We start from the raw sequence: 25,923 nt of genomic DNA, 5'->3' as shown, positions 1-25,923 counted from the left end.
GGGTGTCAGCTCAATTCCAGCCAGATCGGCGCATGGTCGGACGGCTTCTCCATGCTCCGCAGATCGTAATCCACACCCGCCGCCTTGACCCGGGGCAACAACCCCAGGGACGTCATGATCAAGTCGATGCGCAGCCCACGCTTGGGTTCATCTTCAAAGCCACGGCTGCGGTAATCGAACCAGCTGAAGCGATCGGCCACGTCCGGGTTCAAGTGTCGGAAGCTGTCGACCAAACCCCAGTTCTTCAAGCGCGCCATCCACTCACGCTCTTCCGGGAGGAAGCTGCACTTGCCGGTTTTCAGCCAGCGCTTGGCGTTGTCGGCGCCGATGCCGATGTCGCAATCTTGCGGGGAAATATTCACGTCGCCCATCACCACCAGCGCTTGGTCATTGCTGAACTGCGTCTCCAGCAACTGTTGCAGGTCATTGTAGAACCGCTGCTTGGCCGGGAACTTGGTGGGATGGTCGCGGCTTTCACCCTGTGGGAAATAGCCGTTCATGATGGTGATCGGGTTTCCATTGCCGTCGGCGAATGTGCCCCAGATAAACCGCCGCTGGGCGTCTTCTTCATCACCGGCAAAACCTTTGTGCAGCGCCAGGGGCTCCTGGCGCGAGAGCAGGGCGACACCGTAGTGGCCTTTCTGCCCGTGGTAATACACGTGATAACCCAGGGCCTGGACCTCGGCCAATGGAAACTGGTCGTCGTGGACTTTGGTTTCCTGCAGGCCGATCACGTCTGGCTGGTGCTTCTCGATCAGCGCCGCCAACTGATGAGGGCGGGCGCGCAGCCCGTTGATGTTGAACGAGACGATTTTCATGGTCGGCAGTCCTGGCAAAAGTGCGATGCTAGCCGACAAGTCGGACGGGAGCCAGCGTGGCGGTAGGACAGATGCACTGCTAATGTCCTTCAAGGTGCCGCATGCGGGGAACGAGTCAGCCGTCGCGGGCTCGTACTACTAGAGCGCAACCTTTCGAGTAGCGCCTATTTGAGTTGCGTCCAGGGGAGATACACCGTTATGCCTGACACCTCGACTGCCATCGCCCAGATTCATATGCTCGACAGCGGCTATTCCCGCGAAGCCCGTTCCCTGTTGTACCAGGCCTACCGTCATGAGCCGACCTTCGCCTACATCTTTGAAGCCGAACGCTCCGGATACGAACAGCGCGTGCGCGCCACGGTGCGCGAACTGGTCAAGCAGCACTTCTTCCAGAACTTGCCGGCCATCGGCCTGCTGGTCAACGACCGGTTGATCGGCATCGCCCTGATCGCGCCGCCGCAACGACGCCTGGGGATCACTGAAAGCTGGGCCTGGCAGTTGCGCATGTGGCTGAGCACCGGTGTGCGTGGTACCCGACGCTATCTGGAATACCATCAGGCAGTGCTGGCGTGCCTGCCGTCGGAGTCGGTGCATGTACTGCCGTTGCTGGGAATTCACCCGCAATTTCAGGGTAAGCACTTTGGCGAACAGTTGCTTGAGGCGGTGCATAACTGGTGCGCCGAAGACCCCAACTCCACCGGAGTGGTGCTGGACACCGGCAATTCGCGCTACCTGGACTTCTACAAACGCCAGGGTTATGCAGAAATTGGCGAGGTCGCTGTAGGACCTATTCGTGAACACGTGTTTTTTCATCCGAATCCACAGGCGTTACAGGCAGCAACGGTTTAAGACAGAATTATTCAGACAACTCCGGGTTCTAAGATGTTCCCAAGCTCGTGTAGCATCCGCGCCTATGAAGTTTCCCGGAAGATTTACCAGCGGCTTGATTCTGCTGTTCACAAGCTGCGGCGCGTTGGCGCAAAGCGAATTGGACGTGCGGATCAAGCCTTCAAACGACGTGCTGAAAGCCAACATCGAAGGCTATATTGGCGGGGTGGGCGATCGTGACGAAGAAGCCTTGTTGCGCTTTAGTCACGGTGCCGAAGAGCAGGCCCGCAAGGCCGCCCAGGCGCTGGGCTTTTATCAGCCGCAGATCGCCAGTGACGTCACGGGCGGGAAGAACCCACGCCTGATCCTCACCATCGACCCCGGCGAGCCGGTGCACTTGCGCAATGTGACCATTCGCGTCGATGGCCAGGCTGCCAGCCTTAAATACTTTCGTGTGCCTGACAGCAATGAACTCAAGCCCGGTGCAGTGCTCAACCACGGCAGCTACGAAGACGCCAAGCGCCTGATCCAGAACCAGGCTTCCCGTTACGGCTTTTTCAGTGGCCGCTTTACCAGCCAAAAACTATCGGTCGACCCCCAGGCGGGCGTGGCCGATATCGACCTCGTCTACGACAGCGGCTCGCGCTACACCCTGGGCAAGGTCAGCTTTGCCGGCAACACGCCGCTCGATGAAGACCTGTTGCAGCGCATGGTGCCGTTCCAGAGCGGCGCACCCTACGATTCCGAATTGATCGCCGAACTCAACCAGGCCCTGCAATCCAGTGGCTTTTTTGAAGGCGTGCGTGTCGATGCGGCACCTGCTGCTGCGGCCAATGATGTGATTCCAGTAGCGGTCCAGTTGGAAACCCGCAAGCCGCGAACCATGGGCCTGGGCCTGGGCTTTTCCACGGACGTCGGCCCACGCGGCAAGGCCAACTGGACCCGCCACTGGGCCAATTCGCAGGGGCACAGCTATGGCTGGGAGGCCGAATTGTCGGCGCCTAGGCAGAACGTCGGTCTGTGGTACGACATTCCGCTTGACCCGCCGCTGACCGACAAACTGCGTTTCGCTGGTGGCTATCAAAATGAAGAACTGTCCAACACCGACACCCTGAGTAAACTGCTCACCTTTGGCCCTGAATGGCACAGCAAATTGCCCAGTGGCTGGACGCGGGTGATCTCCCTCAAATTGCAGCGCGAAGAGTATCGCCTGGGGGATGACTCGGGCATGAGCAATCTGCTGATGCCTGGCGTCAACTATTCCTACCTGCGCAGTGACAACCGTATCGATCCCCATAACGGCTATCGCCTGCAGTTTGATGCCAAGGTCGCCAAGGAGGGCTTGGGCTCTGACACCAACCTGCTTTACGGCACGGCGATAGTCAAAGGCTTGACCACCCTGTGGGACAACCACCGTTTCCTTGCTCGGGCACAGTTTGGTGGCAGTGCCACCAACGGCTACAAATCAGTGCCACCGTCCCTGCGCTTCTTTGCCGGTGGCGATCAGAGCGTGCGTGGCTATGAGTACCAGACCCTGTCGCCGGAAAACTCCGCGGGCGATCGCATCGGTGGTCGCTACATGGTGGCTGTGAGCGCCGAATATCAATACTCCATTGCCGAAAAATGGCGAATCGCGACCTTTATCGACCAAGGTAACTCCTTCAATAGCCTGGAGCTGCCGAGCCTGAAAACCGGCGTTGGCGTCGGTGTGCGTTGGGTATCGCCGGTAGGGCCGATCCGCCTCGACCTGGCCCATGCCCTGGAAGACCCGGGCGGCATTCGTTTGCACTTTTCCATGGGGCCTGAGCTGTGATGCGTGGTTTGAAAATAGCGGGGCTGGCCGTTCTTGCGGTTTTTGCGGTGTTGTTTCTGGCGCTGTGGACGGTGCTGGGCACGCAAGTCGGCAGTCGCTGGGTGCTGAATCAAGTACCGGGCTTGACCGTCGAAAACTTCCAGGGTCGCCTGGGCGGGCAATGGAGCGCTGATCATCTCCTGTGGCAGCAAGACAGCAGCCGGGTGGAACTTAATGCGCCCAAGTTCGACTGGTCACCTGGGTGCCTGATGCGCATGACGTTGTGCATTGATCAGTTGGACGTGGAACAAGTCAGCCTGCAATTTCCCCCTAGCACCGATGAAAGCAGCGGCCCCATTAGCCTGCCGGAGTTAAAACTGCCGCTGGCGATCCAGCTGGGTGACGTGCGCGTCGGTAGCCTGTTGTTCAACGGCAGCGAAGAGCTCAAGGACTTGCAACTGGCAGCCCACTGGACAGCCGAGGGGATGAAAATCGACTCGGTGCACTTGCAGCGGGATGACCTGACCCTGGAGTTGTCCGGTTTGCTGCAGCCGATTGGCGATTGGCCGTTGAGTGCGACCGGCAACCTGAGTTTGCCTTACGCTCCCGGTGGCGAACCTTGGGCCATTGCGCTCAAAGTCGATGGCGACTTGCTCAAGACCCTCAAGCTCGATGCCGACAGCAGCGGCTATCTGCAAGGCAAACTCAGCGGCGAGCTGCAACCCCTGGTGGAAAACCTGCCAGCACAAGTGCACATCACCGCCGACGGCTTCAAGGCCAGCGCCGATTTGCCCGACACCCTGCAACTCAATCAGCTTGATCTCACCGCCAAGGGCGACCTGAGCAGTGGCTACCAACTGCTGGGCAAAGCCGTCCTGCCGGCGGAAAAAGGCCCGGTGGACTTGCTTCTGCAAGGCCGCGTCGACGCCAAGGGTGCACAGCTCGCGGGCCTGGACTTGAACGCCGCAGACAAGCAAAGCCTCAAATTAAGCGCTCAACTGGATTGGCAGCAAGGCTTCAGCGCTGACGCCAAGATCCACTGGCTGGACTTCCCCTGGCATCGCCTCTACCCGCTGATCGACGAACCCCAAGTGGTGTTGCGTGCCTTCGACGGCGAAGTCTTCTACAAGGACGGCAACTACCTGGGCAACTTCAAGGCCGACCTCGACGGCCCGGCCGGCAAGTTCAGCCTGGTCAGCCCGTTCAGCGGCGACCTCAAGCAAGTGTTCCTGCCGCAGTTGAAACTGGCTGCCGGCCAAGGCAAGGCCGAAGGGCACCTGAACCTGCAGTTTGCCGATGGCATTGCCTGGGATACCGCGCTGGACCTGTCGGCAATCAACCCGGCGTACTGGGTCGCGCAATTACCGGGCACCCTGGCCGGCCCATTGCGCAGCAAAGGCGAAATGAAGAACGGGCAGCTTAAGCTGAACGCCGATCTAGACCTCAAGGGCCGTTTGCGCGGCCAGCCAGCGGTGTTGCAGGCCAAGGCCGACGGCGCGGGCGAGCAATGGACCCTCGGCGCCCTGGATATTCGCCTGGGTGACAACCGCATCAACGGCAGCGGCAGCTTGCAACAGCGCTTGGCCGGGCAGATCGACATCAAACTGACGCGCCTGGCCCAGCTGTGGCCGCAACTGCGCGGGCAGGTCAACGGTCGCCTCGATGTCGCCGGCACGTTGAAAGCGCCTCAGGGCAAGCTCAATCTGTTGGGCCAGCAATTGGCATTTGAAGACAATCGCCTGCAAAACCTGTCCCTGGATGCCAGCCTCGACAACGCCCAACGGGCAAAAATCGACCTCAAGGGCAGTGGCATTCAGGCCGGCGAAACCCAGGTCGGGACCTTCACCGCCAGCGCCCAGGGCGATATCAAAAGCCAGAAAGTGCAAGTGGACCTCGTCGGCCCGCTGGTCAAACTGGCCCTGGCCCTGGACGGCAATCTCGACAAAGGCAACTGGCGCGGCCGCCTGGCCAGCGGTGACGTACAAGCCGGTGGGCAGGATTGGAAGCTACAGGCTCCGGCGAAAATCGAGCGAATGGCTGATGGCAAGCTGACCCTTTCCGCTCATTGCTGGGTCTCCGGAGCGGCCAGTTTGTGTGGCGAAGATCAACGCTTGATGCCCGAGCCCAAGCTGCGTTACCACCTCAAGCAATTCCCCATCGACAGCCTGGCGCAATGGCTGCCCAAGGATTTCGCCTGGCAGGGCAAACTCAACGCGGACGTGCAACTGGACCTGCCGGCCAGCGGCCCCAAAGGTGTGGTCTCGGTGGATGCCAGTGGCGGCACCTTACGGGTCAAGGACAAGGATCAATGGCTGGATTTTCCCTACGACACCTTGACGCTTGAAACCACCCTCAACCCCAAGCGTATCGACACCCAACTGAGTTTCCGGGGTGGCAAGCTGGGCGAGTTGTTGTTGCAGGCCCAAATCAATCCATTGCCGAAGAACAAACCGTTGACCGGCAATTTTAGCCTGACCGGCCTCGACCTGGCGGTGGCGCGGCCGTTTGTGCCTATGGTCGAGAAGCTCAACGGCAAACTCAATGGTAACGGGCGAATCTCCGGCAGCCTCTTGGCGCCTCAGGTCAACGGCAGCGTCAACCTGATCGGCGGCGAAATCTCCGGCCCTGAATTGCCCACCAGCTTCGAGGGCCTGAACATCCAGGCCTTGATCGCCGGCGAAAGCGTGCAACTCAACGGCGGCTGGCGCAGTGGCAAGGCCGGGCAGGGCACGGTCAAAGGCCAGATCGACTGGGGCCACACCCTGGCCGTGGACATCAACCTGCAAGGCACGCACCTGCCGGTCACCGTCGAGCCCTATGCGGCCCTGGAAGTGGCACCCGATCTGAAGATCACCATGAACAACGATAAGCTGACCATCTCCGGCAAAGTGCAGGTTCCCAAGGGCGAGATCACCGTGCGTGAGCTACCGCCGTCGACGGTCAAGGTCTCCGATGACACGGTGATCGTCGGCAGCCAGACCGAGGAGGGCAAGCCGCCGTTGGCGATGGCCATGGACATCGACGTGGTAGTGGGCGAGGACAAATTGAGCTTTGCCGGGTTCGGCTTGACGGCCAACCTGCAAGGCCATGTACACATCGGCGATAACATGGACACCCGTGGCGAACTGTGGCTCAACGATGGCCGTTACCGCGCCTACGGCCAGCGCCTCACCGTGCGCCGTGCGCGGCTGTTGTTTGCCGGTCCCCTTGATCAGCCGTACCTGGACATCGAAGCCATCCGCCAGACCGACGACGTAATCGCCGGTATCCGCCTGAGCGGCAGCGCCGAACAACCCACTACGCAAATATTCTCGGAGCCGGCCATGAGCCAGGAGCAGGCGCTGTCCTACCTGGTGCTGGGGCGCCCGCTGACTACCACCGGCGAAGACAACAACATGCTGGCCCAGGCGGCGCTGGGCCTGGGGTTGATGGGTAGCGCCGGGGTGACTTCGGACATTGCCAAGAACCTGGGAATCCAGGACTTTGAACTCGACACTCAGGGCAGTGGCAACAACACCGCCGTGGTGGCCAGCGGCAAGATCTCGGAAAAGCTCAGCTTGCGCTATGGCGTCGGGGTGTTTGAACCGGCCAGTACCATTGCGCTGCGTTACTTGCTGAGTAAAAAGGTTTACCTGGAAGTGGCCAGCGGTGTGGCCAGTTCGCTGGATATCTTCTACAAGCGGGATTTCTAAACCCTGCCCCTTATAGGAGCGAGCTTGCTCCTATAAGGGATAACCCTCTATCCGTCGAATACCAAGCACCCTAACTATTTGTTTGACATTGGCTGCTTAGGCAGTAATATCTTGTCATACATTCACTGCCTAGGCAGTTAATAGGTAGGTCTCGATGAAACACTTCACCCCCGAAAACTTCCACAACTGCCACCTCGGCCTCCTGTTGGGTCGCGCCGCCTTGCTCAAGGACCGCATCATCGACACCCATATGGAACCCCACGGCATCACCGCCGCGCAGTTCAAGGTGTTGATCATCATGGCCCAGTTTGGCGTCGATACCCCGGCGCAGCTATGCGCGCACCTGTCCCTGGACAGCGGCTCCATGACTCGCATGCTCGACCGCCTGGAGCAAAAAGACCTGCTGGCGCGCAAGCGTTCCGAGCAGGACCGGCGTCAGGTGCAACTGGTGCTGACGGTGGAAGGCCAGCATCTGGCGGACATGCTCCCGCACATCGGGGCGCAGGCCTTGAACCAGCTGGCGGGGGCCTTGGAACCGGGGGAATTGAAAACCCTGGAACATATTTTGAAGAAGATTCTGATAGCTGCGGGCGATCCCATCACCATCCAGCGCTTAGGTGATAAATGAACAGTCGTGCCCTCTGCCTTATATTGGTGGCCATGAGTGTTGCCGGTTGTGCCAACTTCAGCGGCCTGGACACCCAAGGCAAAACGCTCGAAGCCAATAACCTGCAAGCGGGTAAATCCCTCAGTGGCGTGCCCCTGTCGCCAGCCGCCTGGCCAAAAAACGACTGGTGGAAAAGCCTCGGCGACCCACAGCTCGACGGCCTGATCCAGGAGGCCCTGCGCGACAGCCCTGATATGCAAGTGGCCAGCGCCCGAGCCCATCAGGCCGAAGCAGCGGCCTACGCCGCAGACGCCGCACGCATGCCGACCCTGGATGCCAGCGCTGGTATTAGCCGCTCGCGCCTGGCCAAGGATCAGGACCCGTTGGGCCAGGGTGATGCCTACGCCACCGTGCGTAACGTCGGTGCCAGCTTCAATTACAACTTCGACCTGTGGGGTGGCCAGCGTGCTGCCTGGGAAGCGGCACTCGGCCAGGCTCGCGCCGCCGAAGTCGACCAGCAGGCTGCGCAGTTGACCCTGGCCGCCGACGTGGCGCGGGCCTACAGCGATCTTGGTCAGGCCCATATTCTCCATGACCTGGCCAACGACGACCTCAAGCGTACGCGGCAGATGCTCAACCTGAGCAAGCGCCGCCTGAGTTCCGGGATCGACAGCCAGTATCAATACCAGCAAACCGAAAGCCTGCAAGCCAGCTCCGAGTCGCAATTGATCGACGCCGAGAAACAACTGCAGAGCGCGAAAATCGCCCTGGCGGTACTGCTCGGCAAAGGCCCGGACCGTGGCAACGAGTTGACCCGCCCGAATGTACTGACACCCAGCGCAGTCGCCGTGCCTTCGGTGCTGCCAGCCGAACTGCTGGGCCGGCGTCCTGACCTGGTGGCCGCCCGTTGGCGAGTCGAAGCGGCGAGCAAGAATATCGTCGCCGGCAAGGCCAACTTCTATCCCAACCTCAACCTGAGCGCGAGCGCCGGGGCTGAGTCGTTACTGGGAGATGCCATGTTCGGTTCCGCCAGCCGCTTCTTCAACATCGCCCCCACTGTGTCCCTGCCGATTTTCGACGGTGGCCGTCTGCGCGCCGATCTCGATTCCCGAGACGCCGACTACGACCTGGCGGTGGCCCAGTACAACAAAAGCCTGGTGAAAGCGTTGGGGGATGTCAGCGACAGCCTCTCGCAACTGCGGGACATCGGTCGGCAGATCCAGGCTCAGCAACACGCCACGGACATTGCTCAGGATTCCTACAACACCGTGGTTCAGCGTTACGGCTCAGGTATCGGTAATTACCTGGACGTGCTCAGCATCGAACAGCAACTGCTGCAGGCCCAGCGCCAGTTGGCCAGCCTGAATGCCGAGCAAATCGATCTTTCGATTCAATTGATGCAGGCCCTGGGTGGTGGTTTTCACACCGATAACGTGGCGTCGACCACTCCTGCCACGCGCACTGAATAATTCAAGGTACTTGTCATGGCCACTGCCCAAACAACCAACACCACAGAACAACCCAACGACAGCAATCCGCGCAAGCGCAAAATCATGCTGTTGGGCCTGGCGCTGATCGTCATCCTCGGCATCGTGGGCGTCTGGGGCTGGCATGAACTTTACGGGCGCTGGAGCGAAAGCACCGACGACGCCTACGTCAACGGCAACGTGGTGGAAATCACCCCGCTGGTCACCGGCACCGTGGTCAGCATCGGCGCCGACGATGGCGACCTGGTTCATGAAGGCCAGGTGTTGATCAACTTCGACCCCAACGATGCCGCCGTCGGCCTGCAAAGTGCCCAGGCCAACCTGGCGCGCACCGTGCGCCAGGTGCGGGGCTTGTACAGCAATGTCGACGGCATGAAAGCCCAGGTCCTGGCGCAGAAAGCCGAAGTGCAAAAGGCCCAGGACAACTACAACCGTCGGAAAAACCTGGCCCAGGGCGGGGCGATTTCCCTCGAAGAACTGTCCCATGCCCGTGACGACCTGACCTCGGCGCAGAATGCCCTGGCCAACGTTCAGCAGCAGTTCAAGACCTCCAGTGCGCTGGTGGATGATACGGTGATTTCCTCCCATCCAGACGTGCAGGCCGCCGCTGCGCAACTGCGTCAGGCCTACCTGAGCAACGCCCGCAGTACCTTGATCGCGCCGGTCACCGGTTATGTCGCCAAGCGCACTGTGCAACTGGGCCAGCGTGTGCAGCCGGGTACCGCGCTGATGGCGGTCATCCCGCTGGACCAGTTGTGGATCGACGCCAATTTCAAGGAAACCCAACTGCGCCAAATGCGCATTGGCCAGCCTGTGGACATCGAAGCTGATATCTACGGCAGCGATGTGAAGTACAGCGGCACCATCGACAGCCTCGGCGCCGGGACCGGCAGTGCCTTCGCCTTGCTGCCGGCGCAGAACGCCACCGGCAACTGGATCAAGATTGTGCAACGGGTGCCGGTACGGATCCATATCAATGCCGAAGAGTTGGCCAGGAATCCTTTGCGAGTCGGCTTGTCGACCCTGGTCAATGTCGATCTGCACGACCAGAGCGGCCCGGTACTGGCGCAACAACCGCCGCAAAAAGCCTCGTTCAGCACCAACGTGTACGACCGGCAGTTGGTCGAAGCCGACGCGATGATCACCCAACTGATTCATGACAACAGTGTGGCGGCTCCCAAGGCCGCGCAGCGCTAATGAGCAATAACGCCTCCTTCACGCCGCCCAGCTTGCTGATGGCCACCATCGGCCTGTCCCTGGCGACCTTCATGCAGGTGCTCGACACCACCATCGCCAACGTGGCGTTGCCGACCATTTCCGGCAACCTTGGGGTGAGTTCGGAGCAGGGCACCTGGGTCATCACCTCGTTCGCCGTCAGCAACGCTATTGCCTTGCCGTTGACCGGCTGGCTGAGCCGCCGCTTCGGTGAGGTTAAGCTGTTTTTGTGGGCCACCATCCTGTTCGTGCTGGCCTCGTTTCTCTGCGGCATCTCCACGTCGATGCCCGAGCTGATCGGTTTTCGCGTGCTGCAAGGTCTGGTTGCAGGGCCCTTGTACCCGATGACCCAGACGTTGTTGATCGCGGTCTATCCGCCGGCCAGGCGCGGTATGGCCCTGGCGTTGCTGGCGATGGTCACGGTGGTGGCGCCGATTGCCGGGCCTATCCTCGGCGGCTGGATTACCGACAGCTACAGCTGGCCGTGGATCTTCTTTATCAACGTGCCCATCGGCATCTTTGCGGTAATGGTGGTGCGCTCGCAGTTAAGGAAGCGGCCGGTGGTCACCAGTTACCAGCCGATGGACTATGTCGGGCTGTTGAGCCTGATTGTCGGGGTCGGCGCTTTGCAGATCATCCTCGACAAGGGCAACGATCTGGACTGGTTCGAGTCGAACTTCATCATCATCGGCGCGGTGATCTCGGTGGTTGCCCTGGCGGTGTTCGTGATCTGGGAAATGACCGACAAACACCCGGTGGTCAACCTGCGGCTGTTTGCTCATCGCAACTTCCGCATCGGCACTATCGTATTGGTGTTTGGCTACGCGGGGTTCTTCGGGATCAACCTGATCCTGCCGCAATGGTTGCAGACCCAGATGGGCTACACCGCTACCTGGGCAGGCCTGGCCGTGGCACCGATCGGCATTTTGCCGGTGTTGATGTCGCCGTTTGTCGGCAAGTACGCCCACAAGTTCGACCTGCGGCTGTTGGCCGGGCTGGCATTCCTGGCGATTGGCCTGAGCTGCTTTATGCGCGCAGGCTTCACCAATGAAGTGGACTTCCAGCACATCGCTCTGGTGCAGCTGTTCATGGGCATCGGTGTGGCGCTGTTTTTTATGCCGACCTTGAGCATTCTGATGTCCGACCTGCCGCCGCACCAGATCGCCGATGGCGCGGGCCTGGCGACCTTCCTGCGGACCTTGGGCGGCAGCTTTGCGGCGTCGCTGACTACCTGGATCTGGATTCGCCGGGCGGATCAGCATCATGCCTACATGAGCGAGAGCATGAGTACCTACGACTCTGCGACACGAGATGCCCTGAATACTTTGGGCGGTGCCAGTCACCAAGCGTATGCGCAGTTGGATCAGATACTGACCAGCCAGGCGTACATGATGTCTACCGTGGATTACTTCACGTTGATGGGGTGGATGTTCATGGGATTGATTCTGCTGGTGTGGTTGGCCAAACCACCGTTTACCGCGAAGGCGGGGCCGGCGGCGAGCGGACACTAGGTTCGGTGTTTTAACACTGTGGCGAGCGGGCTTGCCTGCTCGCCACAACAAGCCCGCTCATCACAGGGATATTCAGCTTCCAGGCAACGCCAACTGCGGATTCACAAAATCAAACGCCGCCAACTGAAATCCTTGCTCATCCACCTGCAACGCCCAACCCTGCTTGTCCCAATCCCCCAGCACAATGCGCTTGGCCGCTTGATCGCCAATCTGCAACTTGTGAATGGCCGGGCGATGGGTATGCCCATGCACCAGCGTGTGCACGCCAAACGCCTGCATCACCCGCGGCACTTCCTCGGGCGTCACATCGACAATGTCGTTGGCTTTCATCCGCGTCTGGGCACGACTTTCACTGCGCAGCTTGCGCGCCAGTTTGTGTCGGGCCCCCAAGGGCAGGTGACGCAGGATAAACAGGGTAATGGGGTTGCGCAGGATGCGCCGCAGCTTCATATAGCCGATGTCGCGGGTGCAGAGGCTGTCGCCGTGCATCAATAGCACTGGCTCGCCATAAAGCTGCACGACAGTGGGGTCCTTGAGCAAGGTGGCGCCTGCAGCTTTACAGAACACCTTGCCCAGCAGGAAATCACGGTTGCCGTGCATCAGAAAAATCGGGGTGCCGCTGTCGCTCAGCTCACGCAGAGCCGTGCAAATGGAGCGCTGGAAGGGCGTCATCGCATCGTCGCCAATCCAGGCTTCGAAGAAGTCCCCCAGAATGTACAACGCCTGCGCGGAGCGAGCGCGGCCTTTCAGTAAATCCAGAAACGCCCGGGTAATGTCCGGGCGCTCCTCTTCCAGATGCAAATCTGAAATCAGCAGTATCACGCTTCGATGATCTCGGCTTTCTCGACGATCACGTCTTCTGCGGGTACGTCCTGGTGGCCGGATTTCATGGTGGTGGAAACACCCTTGATCTTGTCCACGACGTCGGTGCCTTCAACTACTTTGGCAAATACCGCGTAGCCCCAGCCCTGAGTAGTCTTGGCGCTGTGGTTGAGGAAGCTGTTGTCTGCCACGTTGATGAAGAACTGAGCGGAGGCCGAATGCGGCTCCATGGTACGAGCCATGGCGACAGAGTACTTCACGTTGGGCAGACCGTTGTCCGCTTCGTTCTGGATGCTTGGGCGCTTGTCTTTCTTTTCTTTCATGCCCGGCTCGAAACCGCCGCCCTGGACCATGAAGTTGCCGATGACACGGTGGAAAACAGTGTTTTCGTAGTGGCCTGCTTTAACGTATTCGATGAAGTTGGCAACGGTAATCGGTGCTTTTTCAGCGTTCAGTTCCAGAACGATGTCGCCATGGTTGGTGGTCAGTTTGACTTGAGTCATGTTCGCTACTCTTTCAAGGAATTCGTGGGTTCGGGCGTTTTTGGCGCCGCTACCTGTTTGGCCAAACGACGGCCAAGGTGCGCAGTTTAGCGTGACCTGCAGGAATTTCGAGGTGGTTTTTTACCGCCCATACAATAAATGAAGCAGTTTTTGGCCGCGCTCTGTCAGGTGATTGACAGCATCGGCTATGATAAGCCCTTTGTTTTAGGCCTACCCCGGCCACGTACTTCGTCTGTTCAAGGATCCTATGAGCAAGCCCACTGTCGACCCTACCTCGAATTCCAAGGCCGGACCTGCCGTCCCGGTCAATTTCCTGCGCCCGATCATCCAGGCGGACCTGGATTCGGGCAAGCACACGCAGATCGTCACCCGCTTCCCGCCAGAGCCCAACGGCTACCTGCACATCGGTCACGCCAAGGCGATCTGTGTCAACTTCGGCCTGGCCCAGGAGTTCGGTGGCGTCACGCACCTGCGTTTCGACGACACCAACCCGGCCAAGGAAGACCAGGAATACATCGACGCCATTGAAAGCGACATCAAGTGGCTGGGCTTTGAATGGTCCGGTGAAGTGCGCTATGCCTCGCAGTATTTCGACCAGCTGTACACATGGGCCGTCGAGTTGATCAAGGCCGGCAAGGCCTACGTTGACGACCTGAGCCCGGAGCAAGCCAAGGAATACCGTGGCAGCCTGACCGAGCCTGGCAAGAACAGCCCGTTCCGCGACCGTTCGGTTGAAGAAAACCTGGACTGGTTCGCCCGCATGAAAGCCGGCGAGTTCAAGGACGGCGATCGTGTACTGCGGGCCAAGATCGACATGGCCTCGCCGAACATGAACCTGCGCGACCCGATCATGTACCGCATCCGTCACGCTCACCACCACCAGACCGGTGACAAGTGGTGCATCTATCCCAACTACGATTTCACCCACGGTCAGTCGGACGCCATCGAAGGCATCACCCACTCCATCTGCACCCTGGAGTTCGAAAGCCACCGCCCGCTGTACGAATGGTTCCTCAACAGCCTGCCCGTACCGGCGCACCCGCGTCAGTACGAGTTCAGCCGCCTGAACCTGAACTACACCATCACCAGCAAGCGCAAGCTCAAGCAACTGGTCGATGAAAAGCACGTCTTCGGTTGGGACGACCCACGCATGTCCACGCTGTCGGGTTTCCGCCGCCGTGGCTACACGCCAAAATCGATCCGCAACTTCTGTGACATGGTCGGCACCAACCGTTCCGACGGTGTGGTGGACTTCGGCATGCTGGAATTCAGCATCCGTGACGATCTCGACCACAGCGCACCACGCGCCATGTGCGTGCTGCATCCGCTGAAAGTTGTGATCACCAACTACCCGGAAGGCCAAGTCGAGAACCTCGAACTGCCGTGCCACCCGAAAGAAGACATGGGCGTGCGTGTATTGCCGTTTGCCCGTGAAATCTACATCGACCGTGCAGACTTCATGGAAGAGCCGCCAAAAGGCTTCAAGCGCCTGGAGCCCAACGGCGAAGTGCGCCTGCGCGGCAGCTACGTGATCCGTGCCGACGAAGCGATCAAGGACGCCGATGGCAACATCGTCGAGTTGCGTTGCTCCTACGATCCGCAAACCCTGGGCAAGAACCCTGAAGGCCGCAAGGTCAAGGGCGTGGTGCACTGGGTGCCGGCTGCGGCCAGCATCGAATGCGAAGTGCGCCTGTACGATCGTCTGTTCCGTTCGGCCAACCCTGAGAAGGCCGAAGACAGCGCCAGTTTCCTGGACAACATCAACCCTGACTCGCTGCAAGTTCTTACAGGTTGTCGTGCTGAGCCATCACTTGGCAATGCACAACCGGAAGACCGTTTCCAGTTCGAGCGCGAAGGTTACTTCTGCGCGGATATCAAGGACTCGAAACCTGGTCAGCCGGTATTCAATCGTACCGTGACCTTGCGTGATTCGTGGGGCCAGTGATCATGCAGGCCTGACCGGCTTTGCATAGAGAGAAGGAATTGTTGTGCTAACGATCTACAACACGCTCAGCAAGAGCAAAGAAGTCTTCAAGCCTTTGGATGGCAACAAGGTGCGCATGTACGTCTGCGGCATGACCGTGTACGACTACTGCCATATCGGCCACGGCCGCAGCATGGTTGCCTTTGACCTGGTGACCCGCTGGTTGCGTTTCAGCGGTTATGACCTGACGTATGTACGTAACATCACGGACATCGAAGACAAGATCATCAATCGGGCCCGCGAGAACGGCGAGCCGTTCGACGTGCTGACCGAGCGCATGATCACCGCGATGCACGAGGACGAGGCGCGCCTCAACATCCTCAAGCCGGACATGGAGCCTCGCGCCACGGATCATATCCCTGGCATGCTGACCATGATCCAGACCCTGATCGACAAGGGTTACGCCTACGCCCCGGGCAATGGCGACGTGTACTACCGCGTCGCCAAGTTCATGGGCTACGGCAAGCTGTCGCGCAAGAAAATTGAAGACCTGCGTATCGGTGCGCGGATCGAAGTCGACGAAGCCAAACAGGACCCACTGGACTTCGTCCTGTGGAAAGGCGTCAAGCCCGGCGAGCCGAGCTGGGAGTCACCATGGGGCGCCGGGCGTCCAGGCTGGCACATCGAATGCTCGGTGATGTCCACCTGCTGCCTGGGCGAGACCTTCGACATTCATGGCGGCGGCAGCGATCTGGAGTTCCCGCACCACGAAAACGAAATCGCCCAAAGCGAAGCGGCCACCGGCAAGACCTACGCCAACGCGTGGATGCATTGCGGCATGATTCGCATCAATGGCGAGAAGATGTCCAAGTCCTTGAACAACTTCTTCACCATCCGCGATGTGCTGGAAAAGTACCACCCGGAAGTTGTGCGTTACCTGCTGGTGTCGAGCCACTACCGCAGCGCCATCAACTACTCGGAAGACAACCTCAAGGATGCCAAGGGCGCCCTGGAGCGTTTCTACCACGCGTTGAAAGGCCTGCCGACCGTTGCTCCTGCTGGCGGCGAAACGTTCGTTGAGCGTTTCACCCAGGTGATGAACGACGACTTCGGTACGCCAGAAGCCTGCGCGGTGCTGTTCGAAATGGTGCGTGAGATCAACCGACTGCGCGAGAGTGATCTTGATGCGGCGGCTGGTTTGGCGGCGCGCTTGAAAGAACTGGCCAGTGTGCTGGGCGTCCTGCAAATGGAAGCCGATGACTTCCTGCAAGCGGGTGCTGAAGGGCGCGTTGATGCCGCTGAAGTGGATACGCTGATTCAGGCGCGTTTGACTGCCCGGGCTAACAAGGACTGGGCTGAGTCTGACCGAGTTCGTGACCAACTTACTGCGATGGGTGTGGTGTTGGAAGACGGGAAGGGTGGGACGACTTGGCGGTTGGCTGATTAGGGTTGATTGCCCGCTGAATGAAAACGCCCCGACTGGTTCGGGGCGTTTTTGTGTGAGTTTTGGGGGACTTACCCGTGGCTTTTCTTGTGGCGACCTGGATGTTGGGCTCAATTAGGATGAGGCGCTCCCAGCGCGCGCCGAGTCGTTTTTGCTCCTGGATGGCTTATGTACGCTCGGCTCACGCATTCCCAAGAAGCTCGCCTAGCCAGCCTTCTGATGTAACAAACTAATTCACGGATATTTACCTACAGAGTAGATCCTTATACGATGACGGCTGACTCTACTGCTCTCCATCGGGTCGGAACAAACTAAGGTTGTTCAGTGTATGGCAAGGCGACTTAATAAGTGGTGTTTTGTAGTTGCACAAAATATCGCGCAGGCACATAAGCAGCGCAGCTGTATGCGGGTCCGATCATTTCTATACTTACATATAATACTATTGAGTGTCTGAGCGATGAGTAGTACTGATTTACTAGTCGACAGTTCTAAACTATTCAGCATAGTTATAGTAAATTACAAGACGCCAGAAATTACCAGAATATGCTTGGACTTATTGCGAAAGCATGTGGGTGACAGCAACGTCCCAATATGGGTGGTTGACAACTACTCCGCCGATGAGAGTACCGAGTATTTGCGGACACTTGACTGGATCAACTTAATCGAGCGTACTGCTCTTGAACCAGAGCCGGGCCATATCGCGCATGGCAAAGCACTTGACATGGTTTTGGAACGGATTGAAACTGATTATTTATTCCTGATGCACACTGATACGTTTGTTTTTGATAAAAACGTTTTCTCGATGATGCTAAATAAATGCATTAAAAACCCAAAAGTCGTAGCCGTCGGCTGTGTAGAACAATTAAATCGTGGCGCCGCGAGAACCATTTGGCGCTTTAGCTCGCGACTCTTCAAACACCATTTCAGACACCTGAAAATTTCCCTGGGATTACGATCCAGAGAACCAAAGCCGTACAAAGAAGTCTACTTGAAGAGTTTTTGTACGTTGTGGAACTGCAAACTTATCAAGCAGCACGGCATGCATTTTTCGATGGATGATCGTGTGCCTGGCTATACCCTCCAAGACCGCATGACCGAGCTTGGCTATGTCATTGAAATGTTATCGCCACGTAAAATTTTCAGCTACCTAGATCACATTCAGGCCGGTACTGTCGCAGCAGCTGGCGGCTATGGAGAGACTCATAGACGAACCAATATGTACAACAGTATCCTTAAGCGTATGAACAAGAAAGACAGCAATAGTTAAGCTTCGAAGCCGCACGGCGAGTAGTGTGCGACACTGTTTGAGTGTCATCCACAGACCTTTATATTAAGTTATTGGAGCGGTAATGGCACCCATCACTCAAACACTACCCGTCACCCTCTCCCCGGAGCTTGATTTCGACCAGAACGCCGCCAGCGCTTTTGGTTGTTCACTTGCCAGTCGCTATGTCCAGGCTACGCCATTTCCGCATATAGTAATCGATGATTTTTTACAGGCAGACCTGATTGCGAGTATCTGCTCGCACTTCCCAGTCGAGCCGACTAACAACGAAATGCTCTACGAGCGCGGCTATAAAGGCCAACGTAAACGTCAAATAAGTCCCAACGAATGCTCCCCATTTTTGAAGATTCTTTTCAACGCTTTTAACTCAGCCCCCATGTTGCAGTTTCTTGAAAAGCTCACGGGCATCGAAGGTTTGATCCCCGATCCCTATTTCACCGGTGGTGGGCTGCATGAAACAAAAAGTGGTGGTTTCCTAGGGGTGCACTCAGATTTCAGGCTCAACAAGAAACTTAATGTTGAACGCAGGCTGAATGTCATAATTTACCTGAATGAGGACTGGCAAGAGGAATACGGCGGTAATCTGGAGCTTTGGGATGTCGACATGAAAATGTGTCTTGAAAAGATCCTGCCAATTTATAACCGCTGCGTCATTTTTAACACAGACAAAGATAGCAATCATGGGCACCCAGAGCCATTGACGACTCCGGAGCACATCACGCGCAGGTCTATTGCACTTTATTACTATACAGCACAAGCCATGGCGGTCGATCCCGCACAAAGAAACAAAACCCATTACAAGCCGAGGCCAAAAGATCGATTAAGTCTCAAATATTATATTAACAAGCTAGTCAAGAAAAAGAACTAATCTATATCGCTAAGGAAGGTCTGAGGTGTGGGTAGGGGCAAATATAGTTGTCCCGTTTAGGGGCTGGCTACTATAAAGAGGCAGCCCAGCGTGCACAAAAATCATGTTGCTCCTGGATGTTGTTGGTTATGTTATTTTCATCATAATCAAAAATATAGACCAGCTTCCCGTCCGGTTGGCCCATTTTCAGTTCATATGCAACAAGCCCGTTTGACATGTGCGATGACATTCCAGAAGTATGCACGTTGACTTTAGCTCTTTTGCATAAAAATTTTGTGTCTTTAAAGTCCGCTCTTAGTAGGCCAAGGCAGTCATACAAATCGCTGGCTGTATAAGTTTTCTTGAGTCCGTTATCTAGTAATAGGGTTAGAGCTGGTTTGCCACCCTCATATTCTATTGTCGAACTTCCACGAGTATTATTTTTGATGGTGATGATTTCTATTGATTTCATGGTTGTCCTCTGTTGGCGTTTAGCCGTGTGTATTTCTCTCGGCGCCTACTGACGCTAGCCAGTCTTTATAGAATTCCGTCTGTTCTTGTGGGTTGTTTGTCAGGTTGTGTTCTTCATGATCAAATATATGAACCATATCTTCCCGTGTAGGACGTTTTCCCATGGTTAGTTCGTATGCGACAAGTCCCGCGCTCATTTGAGAGGCCATCCTTGAAGGCATAAGATGGGCCAGAACATTAGTTGGTTGCAACATCGGCGGTCCCTCGCGCTGTGTGATCAGGCGAGAGACTTTGGAGAGGTTTGTAAGAGAAAGAAGTCGGACTTATTCGTCAGTGCTGATAGGACGTTTCGTCAAATCATCGACTACATCTGCGCTTCAGCGTAGGAGTCAGCTGCCACCTTGGCGCAGACGCTTGTACAAGGTGTTGCGGCTTACGCCCAACTCACGGGCAAGAAGGGAAATGTTGCCACCCAAGGCTTTTAGCCGTTGATTGAGGTCCAGGTTGTCATCCAGAACTTCATTGGCGGGGAGCGGCGCCGCTACGTTGAGGTCCACAAAGAAATCATCCGGCAAGTGCTCCATCCGGATAGGCTGATCTTCAGCCATGGCCAGCGCCACCTGCATCACGCTGCTGACCTGGCGCAAATTGCCCGGCCACGGATGTTGATCGAACAGCGCCAGTACTTCGGCGCTCAGCCCGGCCCATTGGGTCGGTTCACGGTGTTGTTGCCACAATTGCTTGAACAGCGCCTGCTTGTCACTGCGCTCGCGCAAGGGCGGCAGTTCCAGGGTCAGGCCGCCGATGCGGTAATAGAGGTCTTCGCGAAAGCGGCCGATCTGTACCTGTTCGCGCAACGAGCGGTTGGTGGCGGAGATGATCCGCAAGTCCACCGGGAACAACTCGCTGCTGCCCACTGGCTGCACGCAGCGTTCCTGCAATACCCGCAGCAGTCGAGCCTGGGTTGGTAGGGGCATATCGCCGATCTCATCAAGAAACAGAGTGCCTTTGTCGGCCTTGCGGATCAGGCCGATGCTGCCTTTCTGATTGGCGCCGGTGAACGCGCCTTTTTCGTAGCCAAACAGCTCCGATTCCACCAGCTCGGCAGGAATCGCCGCACAGTTAACGGCGATAAATGCTTGTTGGCTGCGGGAGCTGGCCTGGTGCAGGGCTTTGACGAACACTTCTTTGCCGACGCCAGTTTCACCGTGGATCAGCAGCGGAATATCCTTTTCCAGCAGCCGCTCGGCCTGGCGCACGGCCTTTTCCACACGGCTGTCGCCAAAGTGCAGGGTCTTGAGGCTGATAGAGGTGGCTACGACGGGCGTTGGATCGCTAAACACGCGGGCCTGGATCGGCGTTTGTTTGGGCCGCTTCAACAGGCATTGGAAGCGGTTGCGCCCGGCGGCTTGCAGGGCGAAGGGCAAGCCTTCGGGTTGGTTGAGCAGTTCCAGCAGCGACACCTTGAACAGGCTGTCGATCATCACCCGCGACAGGCTGATACCCAGCAGGTTGTCGGCACGGCGGTTGGCCGATAGCACCTGGCCGCTTTCATCAAAAATCAGCAAGCCGGCCCACTGGCTGTCGAGGTTGCTCAGGCCGGTATTGAAGGTTAACTGGAAATGTTCGCCGCGAAACAGGTTGAGGATCAGCCGGTTTTCCACCGTCTGGCTCATCATCTTGACCATGCCCAGGGTGTGGGACGGCGGCAGGTAACTGTCGCTGGACACGTCCAGTACCGCGATGATCTCGCGCTTGGCGTCGAAGATCGGCGCCGCCGAGCCGGTCATGAAACGATTGGCCTTGAGGAAGTGTTCATCGTGCTCGATATGTACTGCCTGGGCACAGGCCAGGGCGGTGCCGATGGCGTTGGTGCCACTGGAGCGCTCCATCCAACTGGCGCCGGCGCTGAAGCCTCGGGCCAGTTTAGGCTCGATAAAACGTTGGGTGCCCCAGGAGGTCAGCACCTGGCCCTGGTTGTCGGCGAGCATGATCAGGCAGTTGGAGTTGCTGAGGATGTTCTCGTAATAGGGCAGGACTTCCTGGTGGGTGGTCTGCACCAGGGAATGCTGGCTTTCCAGCAGTTGACTGATGCCCTCGGCGGGCAGTTGATCGAAGCTCGGCGTGCTCTGATGATCCAGGCCAAAGGCGCGGCAGCGGCGCCAGGAGTCCTGGATGATGGTGTCGTGAGTCAGCAGTGGGGCAGGTGCGGCCATTTCTGTGACCTTCTTTTTATTGTTGTTTTTATGGGGCTCACTTCATAAGAGCGAGCTCGCTCCTACAGAGGCTCATTCAGTGTTGTTCAGAACTGTTCATTGTCAACCTGGAGGTTGTTCAATTGTTCAGTGCGGGATGTTCATTTCTGTTCAGCAGTGAACGCTGGGTTTGCCTTCCATTGACAAAATACCTTACTTATCAAGGGCCTGCGCTGGCTATTGGCTTTTGGCACGAAACTCGCTCTGACATTTCGATAGAACAACTCCAATAATAAAAAGGTCGTGTCATGTCATTGACCCTGGAACATGTCACCCGCGTTGTCGAAGGCCAGACCTGGATCGATGATGTCAATCTGCGCTTTGAAGCCGGCTCCTTCAACGTTCTGCTGGGCCGCACCCTGTCCGGCAAGACCAGCCTGATGCGCCTGATGGCCGGCCTGGACAAGCCAGGCAGCGGTCGCATCCTGATGAATGGTGTTGATGTCACCCAACAATCGGTGCGGTTGCGCAACGTGTCGATGGTCTACCAGCAGTTCATCAATTACCCGACCATGACCGTCTACGAGAACATCGCCTCGCCGTTGCGCCAGGCCGGTGTCTCGGCCGAGCAGATCCAGAGCAAGGTACTGGAAACCGCGAAGATGCTGCGCATCGAGAAGTTTCTGCAACGCCATCCCTTGGAGCTATCCGGTGGCCAGCAGCAGCGCACGGCCATGGCTCGAGCGCTGGTCAAGGACGCCGAGTTGATCCTGTTCGATGAGCCGCTGGTGAACCTGGACTACAAACTTCGGGAAGAACTGCGTCAGGAAATGCGCGAACTGTTCAAGGCGCGCCACACCATCGCCATTTACGCCACCACTGAACCCAACGAAGCACTGGCCTTGGGCGGTACCACCACGATCCTCCACGAAGGCCGGGTGATCCAGAGCGGCAAGGCCGCCGAGGTGTACCACCAGCCGCAAACGGTGCTGGCTGCCGAGTTGTTTTCCGAACCGCCGATCAATCTGATGCCGGGACGGATTAGTGGTAATGAAGTGAGTTTCGCCAACTTCGTGCATTTCCCGCTGAACGTCGACCTGCGGCCCATCGGTGAAGGTGAGTTCCGCTTTGGCGTGCGCCCCAGCCATATCAGCCTGGTGCCCAGCAATGATGATGACCTGGAGCTGGCGGTAACCGTGGAAGTCGCGGAAATCAGCGGCTCGGAAACGTTCCTGCATGTGCGCAGTGAACATTTCCTGCTGGTTTTGCATCTGCCTGGGGTTCACGAATACGACGTCGATGCGCCGATCCGGATCTATATCCCCACCCACAAATTGTTTGTGTTCGATGGTCAGGGACGGTTAGTCCAGGCCCCCGGTCGACGTGTCGCGAGGATTGCCTGATGGCCGAAATCCATTTGCAGAACCTGGCTCATAGCTACAGTCCTACGCCAACAGGCCCTGAGGACTACGCCATTCGCGAAATGAACCACGTCTGGGCACAGGGTGGCGCCTACGCGTTGCTTGGCCCCTCAGGCTGCGGCAAGTCCACCTTGCTCAATATCATCTCCGGCCTGCTCAGCCCGTCGGAAGGCCAAGTGATGTTCGACGGCAAGGTGGTCAACGAGCTGACCCCGGAAAAGCGCAACATCGCCCAGGTGTTCCAGTTTCCGGTGGTGTACGACACCATGACGGTGTTCGACAACCTGGCCTTTCCCTTGCGCAACCAGGGCATGGCACCCGCGAAAATTCACAGCAAGGTGCAGGAAATTGCCGAGGTCCTCGACCTGCAGGCCCTGCTGAGCAAAAAGGCTCGTAACCTCACTGCCGATGAAAAGCAGAAGGTCTCCATGGGCCGTGGGCTGGTGCGCGATGACGTGTCAGCGATCCTGTTCGACGAGCCGTTGACGGTGATCGACCCACACCTGAAATGGAAACTGCGGCGCAAGCTCAAGCAGATCCACGAGCAGTTCAACATCACCATGGTCTACGTCACTCACGACCAACTGGAAGCCTCGACCTTTGCCGACAAGATTGCGGTGATGTACGGCGGGCAGATCGTGCAATTCGGCACGCCACGGGAGTTGTTCGAGCGACCCAGTCATACCTTTGTCGGCTATTTCATCGGCAGCCCTGGGATGAATCTGATCGAAGTGCAGGCGGACGCCGGTGGCGTGTGCTTTGCCGGGACGCACCTGGCGTTGTCCGAGGTGCTGCAACAGCGGATCGCGCAAATGGACTACAAAAAACTGCAGGTCGGCATCCGCCCGGAGTTTATCCATGTCTGGGATGAGCCCAACCCCGATGCGTTGCAGGCTGATGTGGTCCATGTCGAAGACCTTGGTACCTACAAGATCATGACCCTGAACCTCGATGGCGCGCCGCTGAAAGTGCGTCTGGCCGAGGACAAACCGGTGCCAGAGGGCCGGGCGTCCATCAGCTTTCCCGCGCAATGGTTGATGGTCTATGCCGACGATTACCTGCTGGAGATGCAGCCATGAATAAGGTGCAGAACAATAAGGCCTGGTGGTTGGTGCTGCCGGTGTTTCTGCTGGTGGCCTTCAGCGCAGTGATTCCGATGATGACGGTGGTCAACTATTCGGTGCAGGACATTTTCGACCAGTCCAGCCGCTACTTTGTCGGCGCCGACTGGTACAAGCAGGTGCTGCTGGACCCGCGATTGCATGACTCGTTGCTGCGCCAGTTCATTTATTCCGCCTGCGTGCTGCTGATCGAGATTCCCTTGGGGATAGCCATTGCCTTGACCATGCCCACCAAGGGCCGCTGGTCGTCCCTGGTGCTGATCGTCATGGCGATTCCGTTGCTGATCCCGTGGAACGTGGTCGGCACCATTTGGCAGATCTTCGGTCGGGCCGATATCGGCTTGTTGGGCTCGACCCTCAATGCGATGGGCATCAGCTACAACTATGCCGCCAACACCATGGACGCTTGGGTCACGGTGCTGGTGATGGACGTCTGGCACTGGACCTCACTGGTGGCACTGCTGTGCTATTCGGGGCTGCGGGCGATCCCGGATGTGTATTACCAGGCGGCGCGTATTGATCGCGCATCAGCCTGGGCGGTATTCCGGCATATCCAGTTGCCAAAGATGAAGAGCGTGCTGCTGATCGCGGTGATGCTGCGCTTTATGGACAGTTTCATGATCTACACCGAGCCGTTTGTGCTGACCGGCGGGGGACCAGGCAATGCCACCACCTTTCTGAGCCAGACCTTGACCCAGATGGCCGTAGGGCAATTCGACCTGGGCCCGGCGGCGGCATTTTCCCTGGTGTATTTCCTGATCATCCTGTTGGTGTCCTGGCTGTTCTATACCGCCATGACCCACTCCGACGCCAATCGCTGAGGCCGCTATCATGAGCAAACGCAAGCTTGTGCCGCTGCTGATCTACATCCTGTTCCTGCTGGTGCCGATCTACTGGCTGCTGAACATGTCCTTCAAGAGCAACACCGAAATCCTCGGCGGCCTGACGCTGTTTCCCCAGGATTTCACCCTGGCTAACTACAAGGTGATCTTCACCGACCCCAGTTGGTACACCGGCTATCTGAACTCGCTGTATTACGTCAGCCTGAATACGGTGATTTCCCTAAGCGTGGCGTTGCCGGCAGCCTATGCGTTTTCCCGCTACCGTTTCCTGGGGGATAAGCATCTGTTTTTCTGGCTGCTGACCAACCGTATGGCGCCGCCGGCAGTGTTTCTGCTGCCGTTTTTCCAGCTGTATTCGTCTATCGGCCTGTTCGATACCCATATCGCGGTGGCCCTGGCTCATTGCCTGTTCAACGTGCCGCTGGCGGTGTGGATTCTTGAAGGCTTCATGTCCGGGGTGCCCAAGGAAATCGACGAAACCGCCTACATCGATGGCTACAGTTTTCCCAAGTTTTTCGTAAAGATTTTTATCCCCTTGATTGGCTCGGGGATCGGCGTGACGGCGTTTTTTTGCTTCATGTTTTCCTGGGTCGAACTGTTGCTGGCGCGCACGCTGACGTCGGTCAACGCCAAGCCTATCGCGGCGGTGATGACCCGTACGGTCTCGGCCTCCGGCATTGACTGGGGTGTACTGGCGGCGGCGGGAGTGTTGACCATTCTGCCGGGCATGCTGGTGATCTGGTTTGTTCGCAACCATGTGGCCAAGGGCTTTGCCCTGGGCCGGGTCTGAGGAGTCGATGATGGAATGGATGGCCTGGACCACCCCGACTGCGCTGTTCTTTGCGGCCATTGCCCTGCTGCTGGCGGGCATGACCACCTGGGAACTGCGCTCGCCGAGTATCCCCCGGCGCGGCTTTTTACCGATCAGCACCACCCGTGGTGATCGTTTGTTTATTGGTCTTCTCGGGAGCGCCTACCTGCATTTGCTGGTGATTGGCGTGACCGGCTGGAGCATCTGGGTGGCGTCCGCGCTGTCCCTGGTGTGGCTGTTGGCTGTGATGCGCTGGGGCTAGCTGCCAGGTCTTGGCACCCCCACTC

Annotated in this window: 21 protein-coding genes; 16 read left to right on the top strand and 5 right to left on the bottom strand. The window is 57.9% G+C overall.

What is annotated here, in order from left to right; all coding sequences use genetic code 11:
- Nucleotides 1-5: 5 nt before the first annotated feature.
- The gene (gene xthA / locus ACZRJ6_RS16855) at nt 6-818 is read right to left on the bottom strand and encodes an exodeoxyribonuclease III (protein WP_149413984.1); all 813 of its coding nucleotides are present in this window, start codon (nt 816-818) and stop codon (nt 6-8) included.
- Nucleotides 819-1,016: 198 nt separating this feature from the next.
- On the opposite strand from xthA, the gene ACZRJ6_RS16850 reads away from it, so the two are divergent.
- The 7 genes from ACZRJ6_RS16850 to ACZRJ6_RS16820 all read left to right on the top strand — a co-directional run bounded on the left by ACZRJ6_RS16850 (nt 1,017) and on the right by ACZRJ6_RS16820 (nt 11,950).
- Nucleotides 1,017-1,667, top strand: a complete 651-nt coding sequence (locus ACZRJ6_RS16850) for a GNAT family N-acetyltransferase (protein ID WP_463969439.1) — start codon at nt 1,017-1,019, stop codon at nt 1,665-1,667.
- 64 nt (nt 1,668-1,731) lie between these two features.
- Nucleotides 1,732-3,459, top strand: coding sequence for an autotransporter assembly complex protein TamA (locus ACZRJ6_RS16845; protein ID WP_463969440.1), 1,728 nt, complete (start codon nt 1,732-1,734; stop codon nt 3,457-3,459).
- Complete coding sequence (locus ACZRJ6_RS16840) at nt 3,459-7,130, top strand: translocation/assembly module TamB domain-containing protein (RefSeq protein WP_463969441.1); 3,672 nt, start codon at nt 3,459-3,461, stop codon at nt 7,128-7,130. Before ACZRJ6_RS16845 ends, ACZRJ6_RS16840 begins: the two co-directional genes overlap by 1 nt.
- 154 nt (nt 7,131-7,284) lie before the next feature.
- Entirely contained in the window at nt 7,285-7,758 is a 474-nt protein-coding gene (locus tag ACZRJ6_RS16835; protein WP_463969442.1) for a MarR family winged helix-turn-helix transcriptional regulator, read from the top strand.
- On the top strand, nt 7,755-9,206 hold the full coding sequence (locus tag ACZRJ6_RS16830; protein ID WP_463969443.1) for an efflux transporter outer membrane subunit: 1,452 nt from the start codon (nt 7,755-7,757) through the stop codon (nt 9,204-9,206). The genes ACZRJ6_RS16835 and ACZRJ6_RS16830 overlap by 4 nt, the downstream gene beginning before the upstream one ends.
- Nucleotides 9,207-9,221: 15 nt before the next feature.
- Nucleotides 9,222-10,421, top strand: coding sequence for an EmrA/EmrK family multidrug efflux transporter periplasmic adaptor subunit (locus ACZRJ6_RS16825; protein ID WP_463969444.1), 1,200 nt, complete (start codon nt 9,222-9,224; stop codon nt 10,419-10,421).
- Complete coding sequence (locus ACZRJ6_RS16820; protein WP_149413977.1) at nt 10,421-11,950, top strand: DHA2 family efflux MFS transporter permease subunit; 1,530 nt, start codon at nt 10,421-10,423, stop codon at nt 11,948-11,950. The genes ACZRJ6_RS16825 and ACZRJ6_RS16820 overlap by 1 nt, the downstream gene beginning before the upstream one ends.
- 72 nt (nt 11,951-12,022) lie before the next feature.
- On the opposite strand, the gene lpxH is transcribed toward ACZRJ6_RS16820, so the two are convergent.
- The gene (lpxH, locus tag ACZRJ6_RS16815) at nt 12,023-12,772 is read right to left on the bottom strand and encodes a UDP-2,3-diacylglucosamine diphosphatase (protein ID WP_463969445.1); all 750 of its coding nucleotides are present in this window, start codon (nt 12,770-12,772) and stop codon (nt 12,023-12,025) included.
- Entirely contained in the window at nt 12,769-13,275 is a 507-nt protein-coding gene (locus tag ACZRJ6_RS16810; RefSeq protein ID WP_149413975.1) for a peptidylprolyl isomerase, read from the bottom strand. Before ACZRJ6_RS16810 ends, lpxH begins: the two co-directional genes overlap by 4 nt.
- A gap of 247 nt (nt 13,276-13,522) precedes the next feature.
- Here ACZRJ6_RS16810 and ACZRJ6_RS16805 point away from each other — a divergent pair, with 247 nt between their 5' ends.
- The 4 genes from ACZRJ6_RS16805 (at nt 13,523) to ACZRJ6_RS16790 (ending at nt 18,796) form a co-directional block, all read left to right on the top strand.
- Complete coding sequence (locus ACZRJ6_RS16805) at nt 13,523-15,220, top strand: glutamine--tRNA ligase/YqeY domain fusion protein (protein WP_463969446.1); 1,698 nt, start codon at nt 13,523-13,525, stop codon at nt 15,218-15,220.
- Between the two features lie 43 nt (nt 15,221-15,263).
- Nucleotides 15,264-16,646 (top strand): cysteine--tRNA ligase, encoded by a 1,383-nt coding sequence (cysS, locus tag ACZRJ6_RS16800; RefSeq protein WP_463969447.1) that lies wholly within the window; start codon nt 15,264-15,266, stop codon nt 16,644-16,646.
- Between the two features lie 454 nt (nt 16,647-17,100).
- A complete protein-coding gene (locus ACZRJ6_RS16795; protein ID WP_463969448.1) occupies nt 17,101-17,910 on the top strand; it encodes a glycosyltransferase in 810 nt (269 codons plus the stop codon).
- Between the two features lie 82 nt (nt 17,911-17,992).
- A complete protein-coding gene (locus ACZRJ6_RS16790; protein WP_463969449.1) occupies nt 17,993-18,796 on the top strand; it encodes a 2OG-Fe(II) oxygenase in 804 nt (267 codons plus the stop codon).
- Between the two features lie 70 nt (nt 18,797-18,866).
- Here ACZRJ6_RS16790 and ACZRJ6_RS16785 read toward each other — a convergent pair whose 3' ends face one another.
- Together ACZRJ6_RS16785 and ACZRJ6_RS16780 are read right to left on the bottom strand one after the other, a co-directional pair.
- On the bottom strand, nt 18,867-19,247 hold the full coding sequence (locus ACZRJ6_RS16785) for a hypothetical protein (RefSeq protein WP_463969450.1): 381 nt from the start codon (nt 19,245-19,247) through the stop codon (nt 18,867-18,869).
- A gap of 388 nt (nt 19,248-19,635) precedes the next feature.
- Nucleotides 19,636-21,462, bottom strand: coding sequence for a sigma-54-dependent Fis family transcriptional regulator (locus ACZRJ6_RS16780; protein WP_463969451.1), 1,827 nt, complete (start codon nt 21,460-21,462; stop codon nt 19,636-19,638).
- A 287-nt stretch (nt 21,463-21,749) separates the two neighbouring features.
- On the opposite strand from ACZRJ6_RS16780, the gene ACZRJ6_RS16775 reads away from it, so the two are divergent.
- Genes ACZRJ6_RS16775 through ACZRJ6_RS16755 form a run of 5 tightly spaced genes read left to right on the top strand, consistent with a single transcriptional unit; the run spans nt 21,750 to nt 25,898 of the window.
- The gene (locus ACZRJ6_RS16775) at nt 21,750-22,844 is read left to right on the top strand and encodes an ABC transporter ATP-binding protein (protein ID WP_463969452.1); all 1,095 of its coding nucleotides are present in this window, start codon (nt 21,750-21,752) and stop codon (nt 22,842-22,844) included.
- A complete protein-coding gene (locus tag ACZRJ6_RS16770) occupies nt 22,844-23,941 on the top strand; it encodes an ABC transporter ATP-binding protein (protein ID WP_463969453.1) in 1,098 nt (365 codons plus the stop codon). Before ACZRJ6_RS16775 ends, ACZRJ6_RS16770 begins: the two co-directional genes overlap by 1 nt.
- On the top strand, nt 23,938-24,804 hold the full coding sequence (locus ACZRJ6_RS16765; protein ID WP_149414131.1) for a carbohydrate ABC transporter permease: 867 nt from the start codon (nt 23,938-23,940) through the stop codon (nt 24,802-24,804). Before ACZRJ6_RS16770 ends, ACZRJ6_RS16765 begins: the two co-directional genes overlap by 4 nt.
- Nucleotides 24,805-24,814: 10 nt before the next feature.
- Nucleotides 24,815-25,615 carry a carbohydrate ABC transporter permease gene (locus tag ACZRJ6_RS16760; protein ID WP_124387065.1) on the top strand — a complete coding sequence of 267 codons (801 nt, stop codon included), beginning with the start codon at nt 24,815-24,817 and terminating at the stop codon, nt 25,613-25,615.
- A gap of 10 nt (nt 25,616-25,625) precedes the next feature.
- Nucleotides 25,626-25,898: a DUF2160 domain-containing protein gene (locus tag ACZRJ6_RS16755; protein WP_133100256.1), complete on the top strand. Its 273-nt coding sequence runs from the start codon at nt 25,626-25,628 to the stop codon at nt 25,896-25,898.
- Nucleotides 25,899-25,923: the final 25 nt, after the last annotated feature.

This window comes from Pseudomonas sp. C321, assembly GCF_055407105.1.
This window is presented reverse-complemented; position numbering and strand designations above follow the sequence as displayed.

Coding starts and splice junctions, on each gene's coding strand:
- xthA (WP_149413984.1), bottom strand. CDS start 818: ATGAAAATCGTCTCGTTCAACATCAACGGGCTGCGCGCCCGCCCTCAT.
- ACZRJ6_RS16850 (WP_463969439.1), top strand. CDS start 1,017: ATGCCTGACACCTCGACTGCCATCGCCCAGATTCATATGCTCGACAGC.
- ACZRJ6_RS16845 (WP_463969440.1), top strand. CDS start 1,732: ATGAAGTTTCCCGGAAGATTTACCAGCGGCTTGATTCTGCTGTTCACA.
- ACZRJ6_RS16840 (WP_463969441.1), top strand. CDS start 3,459: ATGCGTGGTTTGAAAATAGCGGGGCTGGCCGTTCTTGCGGTTTTTGCG.
- ACZRJ6_RS16835 (WP_463969442.1), top strand. CDS start 7,285: ATGAAACACTTCACCCCCGAAAACTTCCACAACTGCCACCTCGGCCTC.
- ACZRJ6_RS16830 (WP_463969443.1), top strand. CDS start 7,755: ATGAACAGTCGTGCCCTCTGCCTTATATTGGTGGCCATGAGTGTTGCC.
- ACZRJ6_RS16825 (WP_463969444.1), top strand. CDS start 9,222: ATGGCCACTGCCCAAACAACCAACACCACAGAACAACCCAACGACAGC.
- ACZRJ6_RS16820 (WP_149413977.1), top strand. CDS start 10,421: ATGAGCAATAACGCCTCCTTCACGCCGCCCAGCTTGCTGATGGCCACC.
- ACZRJ6_RS16810 (WP_149413975.1), bottom strand. CDS start 13,275: ATGACTCAAGTCAAACTGACCACCAACCATGGCGACATCGTTCTGGAA.
- ACZRJ6_RS16805 (WP_463969446.1), top strand. CDS start 13,523: ATGAGCAAGCCCACTGTCGACCCTACCTCGAATTCCAAGGCCGGACCT.
- ACZRJ6_RS16795 (WP_463969448.1), top strand. CDS start 17,101: ATGAGTAGTACTGATTTACTAGTCGACAGTTCTAAACTATTCAGCATA.
- ACZRJ6_RS16790 (WP_463969449.1), top strand. CDS start 17,993: ATGGCACCCATCACTCAAACACTACCCGTCACCCTCTCCCCGGAGCTT.
- ACZRJ6_RS16785 (WP_463969450.1), bottom strand. CDS start 19,247: ATGAAATCAATAGAAATCATCACCATCAAAAATAATACTCGTGGAAGT.
- ACZRJ6_RS16780 (WP_463969451.1), bottom strand. CDS start 21,462: ATGGCCGCACCTGCCCCACTGCTGACTCACGACACCATCATCCAGGAC.
- ACZRJ6_RS16775 (WP_463969452.1), top strand. CDS start 21,750: ATGTCATTGACCCTGGAACATGTCACCCGCGTTGTCGAAGGCCAGACC.
- ACZRJ6_RS16770 (WP_463969453.1), top strand. CDS start 22,844: ATGGCCGAAATCCATTTGCAGAACCTGGCTCATAGCTACAGTCCTACG.
- ACZRJ6_RS16765 (WP_149414131.1), top strand. CDS start 23,938: ATGAATAAGGTGCAGAACAATAAGGCCTGGTGGTTGGTGCTGCCGGTG.
- ACZRJ6_RS16760 (WP_124387065.1), top strand. CDS start 24,815: ATGAGCAAACGCAAGCTTGTGCCGCTGCTGATCTACATCCTGTTCCTG.
- ACZRJ6_RS16755 (WP_133100256.1), top strand. CDS start 25,626: ATGGAATGGATGGCCTGGACCACCCCGACTGCGCTGTTCTTTGCGGCC.